15 protein-coding genes are annotated in these 15779 nt (G+C 61.8%); 10 read left to right on the top strand and 5 right to left on the bottom strand.

Annotated features, from left to right (window positions below; all coding sequences use genetic code 11):
• Positions 1 to 7 precede the first annotated feature (7 nt).
• The 5 genes from iolB to DVO78_RS01345 all read left to right on the top strand — a co-directional run bounded on the left by iolB (position 8) and on the right by DVO78_RS01345 (position 5880).
• Complete coding sequence (gene iolB, locus DVO78_RS01365) at positions 8 to 949, top strand: 5-deoxy-glucuronate isomerase (protein WP_120003005.1); 942 nt, start codon at positions 8 to 10, stop codon at positions 947 to 949.
• A 13-nt stretch (positions 950 to 962) separates the two neighbouring features.
• Positions 963 to 2888 (top strand): 3D-(3,5/4)-trihydroxycyclohexane-1,2-dione acylhydrolase (decyclizing), encoded by a 1926-nt coding sequence (iolD, locus tag DVO78_RS01360; RefSeq protein ID WP_120003004.1) that lies wholly within the window; start codon positions 963 to 965, stop codon positions 2886 to 2888.
• 132 nt (positions 2889 to 3020) lie between these two features.
• Positions 3021 to 3947: a sugar phosphate isomerase/epimerase family protein gene (locus DVO78_RS01355; RefSeq protein WP_120003003.1), complete on the top strand. Its 927-nt coding sequence runs from the start codon at positions 3021 to 3023 to the stop codon at positions 3945 to 3947.
• A 14-nt stretch (positions 3948 to 3961) separates the two neighbouring features.
• The gene (locus DVO78_RS01350) at positions 3962 to 4978 is read left to right on the top strand and encodes a Gfo/Idh/MocA family protein (RefSeq protein WP_120003002.1); all 1017 of its coding nucleotides are present in this window, start codon (positions 3962 to 3964) and stop codon (positions 4976 to 4978) included.
• A 29-nt stretch (positions 4979 to 5007) separates the two neighbouring features.
• Positions 5008 to 5880, top strand: coding sequence for a sugar phosphate isomerase/epimerase family protein (locus DVO78_RS01345; RefSeq protein ID WP_120003001.1), 873 nt, complete (start codon positions 5008 to 5010; stop codon positions 5878 to 5880).
• Between the two features lie 13 nt (positions 5881 to 5893).
• Here the strand turns inward: DVO78_RS01345 and DVO78_RS01340 are convergent, their stop codons facing one another.
• From DVO78_RS01340 to DVO78_RS01315, 5 genes are all read right to left on the bottom strand, one after another.
• Positions 5894 to 6979 carry a transaldolase family protein gene (locus tag DVO78_RS01340; RefSeq protein ID WP_238385074.1) on the bottom strand — a complete coding sequence of 362 codons (1086 nt, stop codon included), beginning with the start codon at positions 6977 to 6979 and terminating at the stop codon, positions 5894 to 5896.
• Positions 6980 to 7081: 102 nt separating this feature from the next.
• Complete coding sequence (locus DVO78_RS18280; protein WP_420799040.1) at positions 7082 to 7204, bottom strand: hypothetical protein; 123 nt, start codon at positions 7202 to 7204, stop codon at positions 7082 to 7084.
• 82 nt (positions 7205 to 7286) lie between these two features.
• A complete protein-coding gene (locus tag DVO78_RS01335; protein ID WP_420799039.1) occupies positions 7287 to 7781 on the bottom strand; it encodes a sulfite exporter TauE/SafE family protein in 495 nt (164 codons plus the stop codon).
• Between the two features lie 531 nt (positions 7782 to 8312).
• Positions 8313 to 9317: a sugar phosphate isomerase/epimerase family protein gene (locus tag DVO78_RS01320; protein WP_120002998.1), complete on the bottom strand. Its 1005-nt coding sequence runs from the start codon at positions 9315 to 9317 to the stop codon at positions 8313 to 8315.
• A 32-nt stretch (positions 9318 to 9349) separates the two neighbouring features.
• The gene (locus DVO78_RS01315; RefSeq protein ID WP_120002997.1) at positions 9350 to 10552 is read right to left on the bottom strand and encodes a Gfo/Idh/MocA family protein; all 1203 of its coding nucleotides are present in this window, start codon (positions 10550 to 10552) and stop codon (positions 9350 to 9352) included.
• Positions 10553 to 10713: 161 nt separating this feature from the next.
• Here DVO78_RS01315 and DVO78_RS01310 point away from each other — a divergent pair, with 161 nt between their 5' ends.
• The 5 genes from DVO78_RS01310 to DVO78_RS01290 all read left to right on the top strand — a co-directional run bounded on the left by DVO78_RS01310 (position 10714) and on the right by DVO78_RS01290 (position 15703).
• Positions 10714 to 11730 carry a LacI family DNA-binding transcriptional regulator gene (locus DVO78_RS01310; RefSeq protein ID WP_120002996.1) on the top strand — a complete coding sequence of 339 codons (1017 nt, stop codon included), beginning with the start codon at positions 10714 to 10716 and terminating at the stop codon, positions 11728 to 11730.
• A 114-nt stretch (positions 11731 to 11844) separates the two neighbouring features.
• Positions 11845 to 12852: an inositol 2-dehydrogenase gene (gene iolG / locus DVO78_RS01305; protein WP_120002995.1), complete on the top strand. Its 1008-nt coding sequence runs from the start codon at positions 11845 to 11847 to the stop codon at positions 12850 to 12852.
• A gap of 40 nt (positions 12853 to 12892) precedes the next feature.
• Positions 12893 to 13090, top strand: coding sequence for a hypothetical protein (locus DVO78_RS01300; RefSeq protein ID WP_120002994.1), 198 nt, complete (start codon positions 12893 to 12895; stop codon positions 13088 to 13090).
• A 5-nt stretch (positions 13091 to 13095) separates the two neighbouring features.
• Positions 13096 to 14151 (top strand): LacI family DNA-binding transcriptional regulator, encoded by a 1056-nt coding sequence (locus tag DVO78_RS01295; protein ID WP_120003157.1) that lies wholly within the window; start codon positions 13096 to 13098, stop codon positions 14149 to 14151.
• A gap of 88 nt (positions 14152 to 14239) precedes the next feature.
• Complete coding sequence (locus DVO78_RS01290) at positions 14240 to 15703, top strand: aldehyde dehydrogenase family protein (RefSeq protein WP_120002993.1); 1464 nt, start codon at positions 14240 to 14242, stop codon at positions 15701 to 15703.
• Positions 15704 to 15779 lie beyond the last annotated feature (76 nt).

Genomic DNA, 15779 nt, shown 5'->3' with positions numbered 1-15779 from the left:
ATAGAGCATGACTGAGCAGGCTGAGCGTTGGTTCCACCGCCGCGGCGAACTCGCCGAGGGCGATTGGGAAAGCGTCGTCGACGAGAGAACTCCCGGGTGGGAGCACACGGGTGTGCGTGTCGCACGTCTGAACGAGGGCGAGGGCATCGCGCTCGAGGGCACTGGTTTAGAGCGACTGATCGTGCCACTGGCGGGCTCGTTCACTGTCACGCACACCGAGAATGAGGAAGAGACCACCACCGAGCTGGCTGGACGTTCCTCGGTGTTTTCCGGTCCCACCGATGTGCTCTACCTCTCCTCGGACGCGACGGCCATGGTCACCGCGACCTCGTCCGGTGAGTCGCGCTTCCTGGTGGCCACCTCGCCCACTGGCATCGTTCGTCCCACGGCCTACATGCCAGTAGAGGACGTGCCGGTTGAACTGCGAGGTGCAGGTGCCTCAAGCCGACAGGTGCACAACTTTGGCCGTAAGGAGGCGCTCGACGCCGCAAGGTTCATCGTCGTCGAGGTCATCACCCCTGCCGAGAACTGGTCGTCCTATCCGCCGCATAAGCATGATGAGCACATAGTGGGCCACGAGTCTGAGCTGGAGGAGATCTATTACTTCGAGGTCGCTCCGACCAAGGGTGCACCCGAGGGAGTCAGTGAAGAGCAGGCATTCGGCATGTTCAGCACCTACTCTTCACCCGCGGGTGAGATCGAGATCGACTCGCAGGTCAAGACCGGCGACGTCGCCCTGGTCCCCTACGGTTACCACGGTCCAGCAGTGGCAGCCCCCGGGTACGACATGTACTACCTCAATGTGATGGCAGGCCCCGACCCCGAGCGGAGCTGGCTCATCAGCGACGATCCCGCACATGGGTGGGTGCGCGAGACATGGGAGGGCCAAGAACTCGATTCGCGTCTGCCCTTCACCGCAGAGCAATCGGCTCACCAGAGACACCATTAAGAAGGACAGCACCATGACTATCCGTCGCATGACTGTGAGCCAGGCCCTCGTCGAGTTCCTCGCCAACCAATGGACTCTCGACTGCGCCGCGGACGGCACAGAGATCCGCGAGCGCACAGTGCCAGGAATGTTTGGAATCTTCGGGCACGGCAATGTCGCGGGTGTGGGGCAGGCGCTCAAGCAGTTCAATGTTGAGAACCCTGACCTCATGCCCTACTATCAGGCTCGCAACGAGCAGGCTATGGTGCACCAGTCCGTCGGCTATGCGCGTATGCACCGCCGGCGCGGTACCTACGCCTCTGCAGCCTCTGTGGGGCCGGGGGCCACGAACCTGCTTACCGGCGCCGCTCTGGCCACGACCAACCGGCTGCCTGCGCTGCTTCTGCCCAGCGACACTTTCGCGACCCGCGTTGCAGACCCGGTGTTGCAGCAGCTGGAGCAGCCGCATGACATTGGCCTGACCGTCAATGACGCCTTCCGCCCGGTTTCGAGATTCTTTGACCGTGTGCAACGACCTGAGCAGCTCTTCTCGATCGCGCTGGCCGCCATGCGTGTGCTCACCGATCCTGCCGAGACCGGTGCCGTGACGATCGCGCTGCCCGAGGATGTGCAGGCCGAGGCCATGGACGTGCCGGTGGAATTCCTGCAGCCGCGTGAGTGGCGCATTCGCCGGCCCCGCCCCGAACGGGACGCGCTTGCCGCAGCACTGGAGACTATCCGTGGTGCCAAGCGACCACTTATTGTGGCCGGCGGCGGGGTGCTGTACTCGGAGGCTGAGCAGCAGCTGCGGAAGTTCGTCGAGGCCACCGGCATTCCGGTGGGCACCTCGCAGGCCGGCGGTGGGGTGCTTGACTGGGCCCACCCGCAGTACACTGGCGGTGTCGGCGCGACCGGGACTCTCGCTGCAAACCGCCTTGCCGCTGAGGCAGATGTGATCATCGGCATCGGCACGCGCTACAGCGATTTCACGACAGCCTCACGTACCGTGTTCCAGAACCCAGATGTGAAATTCGTCAACATCAACGTGGCCGCATTCGACGCTTATAAGCATGGCAGTCCGGTTCCGGTCATCGCCGATGCGCGCGAGACGCTCATTGAACTTCACGAGCAGCTCTCCGACCTGCGCATTGAAGCGGAGTACGCTGAGCGGATCTCGGCCGAGAACGCCGAGTGGGACGCGATGGTCGACCAGGCGTTCGCGCCCTCCGGCTTCGAGCTGCCCGGTCAGCCCGAGATCATCGGGGCGGTGCAGCAGGCTTCGGCCCCGGGTGACGTGGTGGTGCAGGCGGCAGGTTCACTGCCGGGTGATTTGCAGAAGCTGTGGCGGGTCCGCGATCCGCTCGGCTACCACGTCGAGTATGCCTACTCATGCATGGGCTACGAGATCGCTGGTGGTCTCGGAGCAAAGCGCGGCCTGGACGCTGCAGGTGATGACCGCGATGTGATCGTGATGATCGGAGACGGTTCATACCTCATGCTCAACACTGAGCTTGTCACCGCGGTGGCCGAAGGCATCAAGATCATTGTGGTGCTCATCCAGAATCACGGCTATGCCTCGATCGGGCACCTCTCCGAAACAGTCGGCTCGGAGCGGTTCGGCACCTGGTACCGGACGTATGATACCGAGGCGAAGAACTTCCAGGGAGAACAGGTGTTGCCCGTTGACCTCGCTATGAACGCCCGGAGCTACGGTATGGACGTTATTGAGGTGGAGCCGGGAGCCTCGGCCATCGATGACCTCGGTGCTGCTATCGCCACCGCGAAAGCCTCGGACCGCCCCACGTTCATCCACATCAACAGCGACCCGCTCATCTATTCGCCTGACGGGGCAGGTTGGTGGGACGTGCCCGTACCACAGGTCGCCACACTGGAGGCCACACAGCGCGCCCGTGCTGAGTACGAGGAGCAGGCGACATACCAGAAGCCGCTGCTCGGCTGATCTGCCGACCATTCTAGGTGGGTGAATATAGATGGCCCGAGACCTGAATTTGGCATAATGTCCCGTCAAATAGTGGCTGGGTAAGTAGGCCGGCCTCTAGACGATGTTGTCACGAGAAGGAAGCATCAGCAGATGACCAACGAAGCAATCGAGAATCCTGGCCTGCGCATTGGCACGGCTCCCGATTCATGGGGCGTATGGCATGCAGACGATCCAGGGCAGGTGCCCTGGCAGCGATTCCTGGATGAAGTGGTGCAGTCGGGGTATGAGTGGATAGAACTCGGCCCGTACGGATACCTGCCGACCGATCCGCATCAGCTTGCGGACGAACTTGGCAAACGAGCACTCCAGCTTTCAGCGGGCACCGTCTTCACCGGCTTTCACAAGGGCGAGGAACAGTGGCAGCGTGCCTGGGACCAGGCTCTCGCCGTTGCCGGACTTGCGTCGAAGCTCGGCGCTGAGCACCTCGTGGTGATCCCAGATCTGTGGCGCAGCGATGTCACCGGCGAGAATCTCGAACCTCGCACGCTCACCGATGAGCAGTGGAAGAAGCTCGCTGCCGGTCACGATCGCCTCGGCAAGGCACTGCTGGAAGAATTCGGCATGAAGCAGCAGTTCCACTCGCACGCCGACAGCCACATCGGCACCACCAGCGAAGTGGTCCGATTTCTTGACGAAACTGACGAAAAATACACCAATCTTTGCCTCGACACCGGCCATTTCGCCTATTACGGCGGCGACAACGTCAAGCTCATCGAAGAGCGGCCCGAGCGCATCGGCTATTTGCACCTCAAGCAGGTTGACCCTACCCTCCTCTTTGATGTGCTGAAGAATGACACGTCCTTCGTCGATGCTGTCGCTAAGGGAATCATGATCGAGCCGCGTGGCGGTGTCCCCGACCTTGCTCCGATCATCGAAGCCGTGGCGAAGATCGACCCCGAGATTTTCGCGATCGTCGAGCAGGACATGTACGGCTGTGCCCTCGATTACCCATTCCCAATTGCCAAGCGCACCCGCGAGCACATCTTTGGCTGCACGCACCTGGCACGAATTTCTTGAGGAGACTAGAGCTCATGACTGAAGACCTCCGTGTGGCAGTGGTCGGTGCCGGCGTGATGGGTGCCGACCACATTAAGCGCATCACCCACCGCATCGCAGGTGCCCGTGTCTCTGCCATCGTTGAGCCGGATGCCAGCCGTGCGGCTGCCGCTGCCGAGGATGCACCAGGATCGATGACATACACACGTATCGACGATCCGCTCGAGGACGCGGCGATGGATGCGGTGCTTATCGCGACGCCGGGGCAGTTTCATGCGCCGGTGCTCAAGCCCGCGCTCGCCGCTGGGCTGCCCATCCTTTGCGAGAAACCGCTCACCCAGGATTCGGAGTCCTCTCTCGAGATACTGAGGCTCGAGCAGCAACTGGATCGTCCGCATATTCAGCTCGGCTTCATGCGCCGCTTCGACAAGGACTATCAGCAGCTGCGCGAGCTCGTGGTTTCCGGCGAGAGTGGAGAACTGTTGATGGTGCGTGCCCTGCACCGGAACCCGTCGGTGCCGGAATCCTATGTGCAGAACATGCTGATCACCGACTCGGTGGTGCATGAGTTCGATGTGGTGCCCTGGCTTGCCGGCTCACGCATTGTGAGCGTAGAGGTGAAGCACTCTCGGCGCAACTCGCTGGCCCCCGAGCGTCTGCGTGAGCCGATTCTGGTGATAATGGAACTCGAGAACGGCGTGCTGGTTGATGTTGAGATGAACGTCAGCGTACAGTTCGGCTACCAGGTGGCCACCGAGGCTGTGTTTGAAAAAGGCATCGGCCGTATCGGTCAGCCCACGGGGCTGCAGCGATGGGACGAGGGCTTCTTCCGGGTGAAGGATCACGAGAGCTTCGTGACGCGGTTCGCCGACGCCTACGACGCGCAGATTCAGCGCTGGGCCGATGCGGTGCGCCGCGGTGAGCTCATCGACGGCCCGAATGCGTGGGACGGCTACCTCGTAGCCCTTTCCTGCGAAGCAGGGGTGAGGGCGCTGAATGAAGGCGGCGTCGTGCCGGTGGAGGCTCCGGAACGCCCCGCGTTCTACGCATAATCCACCTCCGACCTCAGCAAAGGAGCATCATGGTTCGCATTGCACTTGACCCGACGCCGTACAACAACACTGTGCATCTGCTCGACTTCCCGGACCTCGTCGCGAGGCTCGGCTATGAATACCTGCAGCTCACCCCTAACCCCGATTTCGGACGCCACTTCCATTATCCGAAGGTCGACAGTGACATGATCGCCAAGCTCAAGAAGCGGGCGAAGGATGCAGGCGTGACCATCACCTCGGTGCTGCCTGTGCAGCGCTTTGGTGGCCCCGAAGAACACCACGTGCAGGCTGCGATCTTCAATACCACGCGGTACATCCAGATCGCAGCCGAGCTCGAGGCTCCGGTCGTGAACACCGAATTCTCGGGTCGCCCAGAGCGAGAGGAAGAGTCGGAGTTCGCCTTCTACCGCGCTATGGAGGTACTCATCCCGGTGCTCGAGCGTGAGGGGGTGCAGCTGAACTTTGATCCGCACCCCGATGATTTTGTGGAGGATGGACTCGAAGCGTGGCGCATCATTCGCGGCTTGAACACAGATCAGGTGGGATTCGTCTACGTCGGATCGCATACGTTCCACCTCGGTGATCGCGCCAGCACCCTCCTTCCAGAGATCGGCGACCGTCTGGGCGCCGTCTACACGGCGGACACCTTCGACCACCACCGATCAAACGGTCTGCGGTATATCACCAACCCTCCCGGCAACGCGGTGCGAGTACACCAGCATCTGAACATCGGCGACGGTGATGTCAACTGGACCGAATTGTTCGGCACCCTGAAACGGACCGGCTACCTCGACCGCGATGACGCGCTCATCGTCTCTAACGTCTTCGCAGAGGACGAGAACGCTGACGAAAGTTCGCGGTTCCAGCTGGCGAAGATCAAAAAGCTCATCGCCGCGGCCTAGCTGATACCCGGTCTTAGGCTCCGGGGAGGATTGCGTCTCGTACGAGTGCATCGAGCTGCGCGGTGGCGTCGAGGAACTGGCGCAGCGTATTGCGCGCAGCCCCGAAGGTGATGAACTCCTCGATGCTCATGCCGTCTGGCTCGTAGGCTTTGCGGAATTCACTGAGCTCCATGAGCTCGTCAAGAATCGCAGGCGCAACCGGCACATCGATGCGGTTCTCTGCCGGGATGTTGTTCTCATTGATGCGGGCTTGCCAGTCGAACGGCGGGGAGATTACCAGGTCGCCGCCGACGAGTTCCGACCACTGCAGCGCGTTGCGGAACGCCGCCGAGAGGATGCGGCTGCGATAGCCTCGCTCGATGAAGATGGAGTGCGCGCGCTTGAGAGCCGCGACTCCGGCCCAGTCGAGGACGCCTGGAGTAGTGAGGATCCGGTTCTGGCCGGCCCACTTTTTGAGCCAGTCGTCGAGACGGCCGCCCATGATGGTGACAACGTGCCCGAACTCCTGTTCAGACAGTCGGTCGGCTGCGCGACGTTCGAGCGCTCGTTCGAGCGCCTCTCCGACAGCTAGCGCCTGTGGCACGGTGAAGCTGCAGGTGGCGTTGATGCTCACACCTTGGTATGCGGCTTCTTCGATGGCGGCGATGCCGGTCTCTGTGGCGGGGATCTTCACGATGATGTTCTCTGCCAGCCGGGAGAACTCCACGGCCTGCTGCACCAGAGCTTCGGCATTGCGGTAGAGCCGTGGATCCGTCTGAATCGAGAGGCGCCCGTTGCGGCCGCCGGTTTCCTGAAAGATTGGAAGCAACTGCTGCGCCGCGTCGATTGAGAGTTCGCGTACGGCCTCCCAGCCGAGCTCTGATTCGCTCCAAGTGGGGTGCTCATCGGCGAGATCGCGCAGGCGCGGCCCCCACGCTTCAGGATATTTGTTGATCGCAGTGAATGCGATCACCGGGTTGCAGGTGGCACCCACGGCACCGAACTCGATGGAGGCTTTGAGCTCGTGGGGGTCGGCGGAGTCATTCCACAGGGAGGTCGGAGTTTCGGCAACGGCACGGGCCAGCGGTGCCGAAGAGTTCGAAGAGTTGGCTGCGGTCACGTTTACCTCCAGAGACAGCGGGCACCCCGCCTGAAAACTAGTTTGTAAGAACAAAGATAACCTGTGCTCCCTGGTCATGACCAGCGTCAGGCGAAAGGTCCTTCACATGAACAGATACAGCGCACCGAGGATCGTGCAGCCGATGACGAGCCGGTCGAAGACTCTTCGGGCAATGCGGTCAGCGATCCACCGTCCAAGGACTGCACCAGCGATGACCGCGGGCACCAACGCTAGGTCGAGCCATAGGACCGCCGGCGTTTGCCACCATCGTGGTGAATCCGCCGAGAAGAACCGTAGCCGGTGAGTGCTATGGATGCGGTGCGCGTGGTGACATCGGTCTCCGCCTCGCCGACGTTGATGTCCCCGGCGTCGTGATGGGGGGCAGTGGAAGGATCGGCGGGTTATCCTGCGTAGGGCGGACTTGGCCCTGTCGCCGCTGCCATAGCGTGAAGCCGATGATGCACAGGAGAATCAGGGCGATCACCCGCTGCACGGAGGCATCGTTGGCGATGGCCAGAAAGACAGCACCGAATGCGAGGCCCGCTATCACTGCAGGGATGAGGCGGATGAGTGTCGGCCAGTGAGCGTGGCGGCGATACGCGCTGAGCGCGAAAACGTCGCCGACGATGAGCAGAAGCAGTAATGCTCCGGTCGACGCTTTGACGGGCAGGACGGCTGCGAAGATAGCGATAGAAAGCGTGTTGATGTCGGGCATCGCAGTTTTCGACACCCCGACCAGCAGGGCCGCAAGGACTAAAAGCGCCCAGGTGTAGGCCGTGATTTCGGAGAGCAGCAGCGTCACAAGCGCACTGTACATGAGAGGCAAGTTTGTCAAAATGTCGATACATAATTACACTCGCGAGAGCCGTACTGTGATTCAGGCAACACGAGTGAGACGAAGGAGTTTGTCATGTCTGGAGGCCCTGCGCCAATAGCCAATGGAAGCGTTGAGCTCCCACCCTTCACGCCCGCACCGTACTGTCAGCGACTCGGATTGGTCGCCACCGTTGCTACCATCGGTTGTCTGCTGTTCGGCTAGGACACGGGTGTGGCCAACGGCGCGGAGCGCCCTCTGCAGGCTGAGATGGGGCGTCGTGATGACGCTCTCGCCGTGCTCAAGACGATCCGCTCGGAAGACCGTGCGAAAGCCGAACTTGCTGATGTCGAACATGTGGCGGAGGAGGAGCACAACGAGGGAGAACTTCCCGGGGACTTGACAATGGCACCCCGAGGAGATCGGTCCGCTCTCCATCGAGCACGAAGACATCCAGGGCGGGGCCGAAGGGGCTGCCGAAGCTGCAGCGGTGCTGTGCGAGGGGCTCACCTAGCTCCATCATCTGCGCTCCGCCGCGGCGTTCGCCTCGCACAACACCGTTGCCGATACCTCGAGGCCCTCGATACGGCTGAGAGACACATCCTCGTGTTCTATGTTCACCCACATGTCGGGGTCGACGTCACGTAGGGCGCGCAAGAACTCCGTCCAGAATGCGGTGTCGTGGCCCTTACCGAGCGCAACGAAGTCCCAGGCCGACTCCTTGGGCCACGCGTTTGCCCATTCGTCTCCTCCGAGGTGAGTTCGCGGTTCGCCGGGGGAGAGGCGGCGGAATGAATTGTCGAGTACTCCGTTGAGGTTTGCCCATTCGGGGTTCACCCGTACATCCTTCGCCGCTGCGTGGATGACGAGCTCACTGAGGTGACGTACAACGGCGACCGGATCCATCTGCTGCCAGAAGAGGTGTGAGGCATCGAGCTCGACACCGACGTGGGTTGCGCCGGTCAGCTCGATGAGCTTGTGCACGTCGGCGGAGTTGAACACGAGGTTCTGCGGGTGCAGCTCGAGGGCGACCTTCACTCCGTGGTCGGCGGCGAAGCGATCCATCTCACGCCAGAATTCCGCAGCAATGTCCCACTGATAGTCGAGAACGTCGAGGGCTGCAGAGTTCCAGGCGTTGACGATCCAGTTGGTGACGGTAGCGCCGGACTCACCACCGGGAAGGCCTGACATGGTCACGACACGATCCTGGCCAAGACGTGCGGCCAGTTCGATAGAGCGGCGCACGTCTGCTGCGTGGGCATCTCCGATCAGTGACTTCGGATGTAGGGGGTTGCCATTGCAGTTCAGTCCCGCCAGCGAGATGCCGGTGCCTTCGAATTGGCCGAGGAACTCGTCGCGGGCGGCATCAGAAGTCAGAATCTCTTCACGGTTTGGAATATGCGCCGGAGGGAGAAAGCCACCCGTGTTGAGTTCGATGCCGGTGAGACCGATGCTCTGGACGACGTCGATCGCCTCGGGCAGTGTCCGATCGTGGAGGATTGCGTTGTAGACGCCAAGCTTCATGAGTGCTCCTTGATTGGATGAGGTATCTGCGGTCAATTAATTTCTGAGGAAATGGGGATGGCAGATCCACCGGCGGCTGCCGAATCCGCGACTGCGGCCAGGAATTCCATGTTGTGCACACCATCGACGAAGGTGCGGCAGCGCGGCAGTGACTCTGCCTCGGGAATGCCCGCGATCTCCTCGAGGAAGGCGCGCGCTTGGTGTACGAACAGATCGTTCTGGCCGATGCCGACCCCCGGAGCGTCCATAGCCCAGCCGCCGGCGTAGCGCGGATGTGCCGGGCCGAGCGGCACCACCCGGTACCCGGCAACGTCGGCCTGCTCGTCGTGCAGAAGTACCTCGACCTGGGAGGGATTGGTCTGCGACCAGCGGGCTGCACCCTTGGAGCCGAAAACCTCAAGGTACAGGTCATTGGGGTGGCCTGCCGCAACCCGTGATACTTCGAGTGTGCCGACACAGCGCGCGAACTTCGCGTTAAAGCTTGCATAATCATCGTTCTCTACGGGAGAGAACTCGTTGCTGACATTGCCACGGCTGTGTCCGACCACATTGCCCAGTGGTTGAGGACGCTCATTGATCGCGGTCGACAAACGGCCCCCTGAAATTTCCTGTACCTCGCCGCAGAGGTATTCCGCGATGTAGGAGAGATGACTGCCTACGTCACCAAGTGCGCCTGAACCCGCCGGACCCTGGTAGCGCCAGCTCATCGGTGCGTCAGGGTGGCAGCCGTAGTCTGTCCAGTACCGCCCCGAGAAGTGCAGCATTTCACCGAGTCTGCCGTCGTCAATGAGACTGCCGAGGAACGTAATGCCCGGAGCGCGCAGATAGCTGTAGCCGATGCGGGCGAGGATCTCTTTCTCCTCGGCGCTGTGGGCGGCTTCTGCCATCGCGCGTGCGTCATCGAGTGTATCGCTGAGCGGTTTCTCGCAGAGCACGTGCTTGCCTGCGGCGAGCAATGCCTCGACGATTTCACGGTGCAGGAAATTCGCGACCACGACGCTGACAACATCGACTGCGGGATCGTCGACGATGGCACGCCACTCGACATCGTGACGCTGGAACCCATAGCGCGCGGCAGCCTCCGTGCCGAGTTCGACGTTGATGTCAGCGATCGAGATCAGGTGGATCTCGGGGAGCGTCGGCTTGTAGATAGTCGAAGCTGCGCGGTAGGCGGCGGCATGGGCTTTTCCTGCCATGCCTGCGCCGATGACGGCGACGCCGAGTGACTGAGTCATGTGGGGCCTTTCGGGAGATTGTAGGGGCGGGGAATGTAGGCCCCGATGCACGGAATGGGTCACGAGTATGGTCTGCGTCGAGAATTGGAGCGCTCCAATAGTGCTTACGCTAATCTTGATCAGGTCGACCTGTCAATGTGTCATCCTGGGAGAAGCTGCCGATGCGAAAAACGCCGACGATCTACGATGTCGCCGAGCGCGCGGGTGTCTCCAAATCCCTCGTTTCACTTGTCCTGCGCGATTCTCCTCAGGTGAGCGCGGAGAAGCGTGAGGCGGTGCTGGCGGCTGTAGCAGACCTGGACTACACGCCGAGCCGGCTCGCGGCCGGACTTGCCGGAACCCGGACTCGGAGCATCGGCGTAGTGATCGATGACTTCGAAAACCTGTGGTTCGCGACCGCTCTTGCGGGGCTGCGCGAATCGTTTGCCGGTGGCGGTTACAGTCTGAGCGTTGCTGACATCGCGTTGAACGCGCACCTCAGCCTCAACCCCCTCGAGGTGTTCCGGTCTCTGCGCGTCGACGGGCTGGTGCTTGCCGGAGAAGTGCCGCGTGCGGCTGTGGAGCGGTTCACCGCGCCGACAGTCATTCTTGGCACCCGGGCGATCAGCGCAGGAGCTGCTCCTGTGATCGCTAGTGATGAGACGGCGGGAGGTTGTCTCGCCGTAAGGCATCTCGCCGACCTCGGGCATCGAAATATCGCCTGCGTCAGCGCTTCAGGCGCGAGCGCCGCGGCCAGAGAGGCCGGCTATCTGACGGAGATGCGCGAACGGAAGCTCGCACCACAAGTGCTGCGCGCAGAGCAGACGAGCGAGGCGGCGGCGCACACTGCAATCTCCCAGGTATTCACGGCAGAAGGATCTGCGGCTCCTCGGCCCACTGCGGTGTTCGCTGTCAATGACCCCATGGCAGTCGGGGTGATCGGTGCGGCGCAGGACCGAGGACTCAGGGTGCCGCAGGATCTGTCAGTTGTCGGCTACGATAATTCGCCACTCGCAGCATACGAGCTCATCGCACTCACGTCAGTGAACGGTGACATGCGAGAACTTGGCAGGGCCGCCGGCCGCACTTTGGCCGAGCTTATTGAAGGGAGTGCTGGCGCTGAATCGAGTAGCCGCGCGCCAGAGCTTGTTGAGCCGCGCATGGTTGTGCGCAGTTCGACGGCACCGTTGATGCGCTGACCATTGGAAGGATTGAACTGGACCGGTCCAAAGCCCGTATACTCTTTTCGACTGATATGACATGAGGGAGTGCGTGGGCGCGGTCGTCCCACCCCTGCACGCAAAGGAGCAGCAATGACGCAGACCCCGGTTCGGATCGGACTCATCGGCACTGGGCGTATCGGCCAGGTGCACGCCGCGAGCATTGCGGCGAGTCCCGAGACGCGGCTGTCCTGGGTTGCTGACCCTTTCATCGAAGGTGCACGCAGTGTGACTGAGCGGTTCGGCGGCACTGCTACCGAGTCGCCCGAAGAGCTCATCGCTTCGGGCGAAATCGATGCGGTACTCATTGCCTCACCAACACCCACGCACGTTGATCTCATCGAGGCATCTGTCCGGGCAGGGCTGCCGACCCTCTGCGAAAAACCCATCGATCTTGACATTGCTCGCGTCGATGCGTTGCGCCCGCTGGTGCAATCGAGCGGGGTGCCCGTCACGCTCGGATTCAACCGCCGCTTTGACCGCGACTTCGCAGCTACTCGAGCGCGCATCGCAGCCGGCGAGATCGGTGATCTTGAGCAGCTCATCATTATCAGCCGCGATCCTGCTCCTCCGCCAGCAGAGTACATTGCGGTTTCCGGCGGCATCTTCCGCGATATGACCATCCATGACTTCGACATGGTGCGTTTCTTCCTTGAAGACATCGTCTCAGTCAACGCTATCGGGACCCGGGCTTTTGACGCAGGAGCGCAGCGCCATGGAGATTTCGATACTGCGGTGACCACACTGCGTGCCGCCTCGGGGGCGGTGGCCACAGTTATCAACTCTCGCCACAGTGCGATCGGATACGACCAGCGCCTCGAGGCTTTCGGTGCAGGAGGCATGCTGCAGGTGGCGAATGCCCCGACCAGCCTGGTGAGTTGCTCGACAGCTGCAGCGGTGGATGCGAAGCCCGCTTTCGGCGAATTCTTCGTTGAGAGGTACATGCAGGCATATGCCGAGGAACTTGCCGAGTTCGTCAAGGTCGTGCGGGGCGATACGTCGGTGAGCCCCACCTTCGAGGATGGTCGCGCGGCCCTGATCCTTGCCGACGCCGCGCAGTGCTCAGCGACTGAGGGTATCGAGGTCTCGGTGGAGGAGTAGGACGGATCGGGGATTGGCCAGGTGATGGAGGAGGCGTTTCATGTCTGGTGGAGGCGAGCGCAATATCTACCGAGCGGTCATTATCGTGATCGTGGTGGTCGGCGCATTCGGCCTGCTCTGGCTGCTGACTCAGGGGTACATTGATGTCAGCGATCAGGGAGTCTTCCGGTTCTTTCCGGAGTCATCGGGTAAATCAGTTGTCATGAGTATCCGTGCTCAGCAGTTCGAGGGGGTGTAGTGACCATGGAGGATCAGTCGCGTGCTCCCACGATCCGGGATGTCGCTCGTGAGGCAGGAGTCTCGAAGTCCTTGGTCTCGCTCGTCTTCAAAGGCAGCAGCAACGTGAGCTATGAGCGCCGTGATCGAGTCCTCAAGGCTGCGGAGACGCTTGGTTATCGGCCCAATCTCGTCGCGCAGTCGCTGTCTGCAGGTCGGCGAAATATCGTCGCAATCCTCGTCTCGAACCTGTCGAACCCGATCTTCGCAGAGATTGTGGGCGCGGTGAAGGCCCGGCTCAGCGATGCAGGCAAGCCCACGATGATCGTCACTGCCCAGGTCGACAACGACCGCGACAAAGGCGAGTCCCTGCTCGACCAGGACAACCTCGCCATGCTGCGCGACCTCCGCCCAGCCGGGCTCATCACTGTGGGGACTGTTCCCCAATTCGCTGAGCTCGCTGAGTTCACAGCAGCCATGCCGACCGTCGTTGCCAGTGCGATCGATGCCACCGATGACACCATTGCCACAGTGCGCACAGATGATGAGGCAGGAATTTCGCTTGTGGTCGATCATCTGGTCGACCAAGGGATGCGTCATATCGTCTTCGTCGGTGGCAGCGGTGGGACGGTCTCGGCGACCCGCGAGCGCGCCTTCCATGCGGCGCTGCGTCGGCGTGGTCTCGAAGCCTCAGGAAAAGTAGAACGGACTGGGCTGACGGAGCAGGATGCCCGGCGAGCAATCGAACGAAGCCTTTCCGAGGGAGAATCCCCTGAAGCTGTCGTTGCGGTCAACGACCTCGTTGCCATAGGTGTCATCAGCGCCCTTGAGGCAGCCGGAATTTCCGTACCGCAGGATTGCAAAGTCACGGGATACGATGACTCGACCCTGGCGGCGATTCCTCGTATCTCACTGACAACAGTGGACCCGATGAACCGCCGTATCGGTCGCGAGTCAGCCGATGAGCTGCTTGCTGCCATGGAGCGTGCAGGCGCGGAAGAATCTGCGGTCGGCCCTGTTCATACAGCACCTCGCGAGGTGCTGATACCACCGCGCCTTGTGGTGCGAGGCTCGTCCCAGTAAATTGTGACGATCTTGACGCGAAACTCGCCATGTGTCTAGAATTTGGACCGGTCCAAAATCAATGGTGATGCAGGATGAAAGGGCAGCGATGAGCGTAGAAAGCACCTCCGTCAGCAGCGACAGAGTGAGCTTTGGCCTGGTCATTGGGTGCGAATGGCGGGAGGCTGCGGACGGTAAGCGCACAGAGGTGCGATCGCCTTTCGACGGCCGCACCGTCGGCGAAGTCGCGGTCGCCTCGACCCTCGATGTGATGGTCGCAGTCGATGCCGCAGAAGCCGGTGCTGCTATCTGGCGACGCACACCTGCCCATGAGCGCGCAGTGATCCTGAACCGCGCTGCTGATATTGCCGAGCAGCGCGCAGACCACATCGCTGCGATCATCTCGGCCGAGAACGGCAAGCCGCTTGGAGAGGCCTACGGAGAGGCTCGTCGTTCGGGGGCAATCATTCGCCTCTCTGCCTACGAGGGCACCCAGCTCTACGGGGATAGTCTCCCGCTCGACGCGAACCCGGGTACCGGACAGGACAAGGCCGGGTTCACGCTGCGCCAGCCTGTGGGTATCGTCGCCGCCATCACTCCATTCAACTACCCTGCTCTACTGGTGCTGCACAAGGTGGCTCCGGCTCTGGCATCGGGCAACGCGGTCATTCTCAAGCCCGCCACCACCACGCCGCTTACAGCGCTGGCTCTTGCAGAAGCGTTCATCGATGCCGGCGTTCCGGAAGGCGTGCTCTCAGTGCTCACCGGACCAGGTGGACTGCTCGGCGACGCGCTGGTCACCGATCCGCGGGTGCGCAAGATTTCGTTTACCGGCTCGACCGGAGTGGGGGAGCGGATCGCCTCTATCGCGGGCGTGAAGAAGCTGTCGCTCGAGCTTGGTGCTTCCTCACCCACGCTCATCCTTCCCGGTGCCGACATCGAAAAGGCATCTGCTGCAGTGGCTGCTGGCGGCTACGTCAATGCAGGGCAGGTCTGCATCTCGGTGCAGCGGGTGATCGTGCACCGAGGCATTGAGACTGACTTCCTGGACGCGTTGCTGCCTAAGGTCGCAGAGATCCGCATGGGTGACCCGTCTGCTGAGGGCACGACACTCGGCCCGCTGATCACCGAGAAGGAGGCGACTCGTGTCGAGAAGAGCATTGAGCAGGCCGTCTCAGAGGGAGCGCGTCTGCTCACAGGTGGCGAGCGTGACGCGACTTTCGTCTCACCAGCCGTGGTGACCGGTGTCGACACCCGCCAGAAGCTCGCGCAGGATGAGCTGTTCGGTCCCGCCGTCGCAGTCACCACCGTTGATGACTTCGACGCCGGGATTGACGCTGCCAACGGCACTGCTTATGGGCTGGCAGCGGGAGTTTTCGGGGGCACCCTCAGCGAGGGGTTGTGTGCTATGCGCGAGATCGACGCCGGCAGCATCCACCTCGGGTGGACTCCTTTCTGGCGTGCCGACCTCATGCCGTACGGGGGTCTCAAGGCCAGCGGCTACGGCAAGGAGGGCGTGCGCTCGGCGGTTGAGGAAATGACGGAGGTAAAGACCGTCATCATGCACGGGTAGGGCTGACGGCTCGCAGACCTGGTTGACCCGCACAGCTGAACAATCTTCAGGCAAACAGCAACAAGGGAGCTATTCA

Origin of the sequence: Nesterenkonia muleiensis, assembly GCF_003600155.1 — a bacterium.
Classification (GTDB): domain Bacteria; phylum Actinomycetota; class Actinomycetes; order Actinomycetales; family Micrococcaceae; genus Nesterenkonia; species Nesterenkonia muleiensis.
This window is presented reverse-complemented; position numbering and strand designations above follow the sequence as displayed.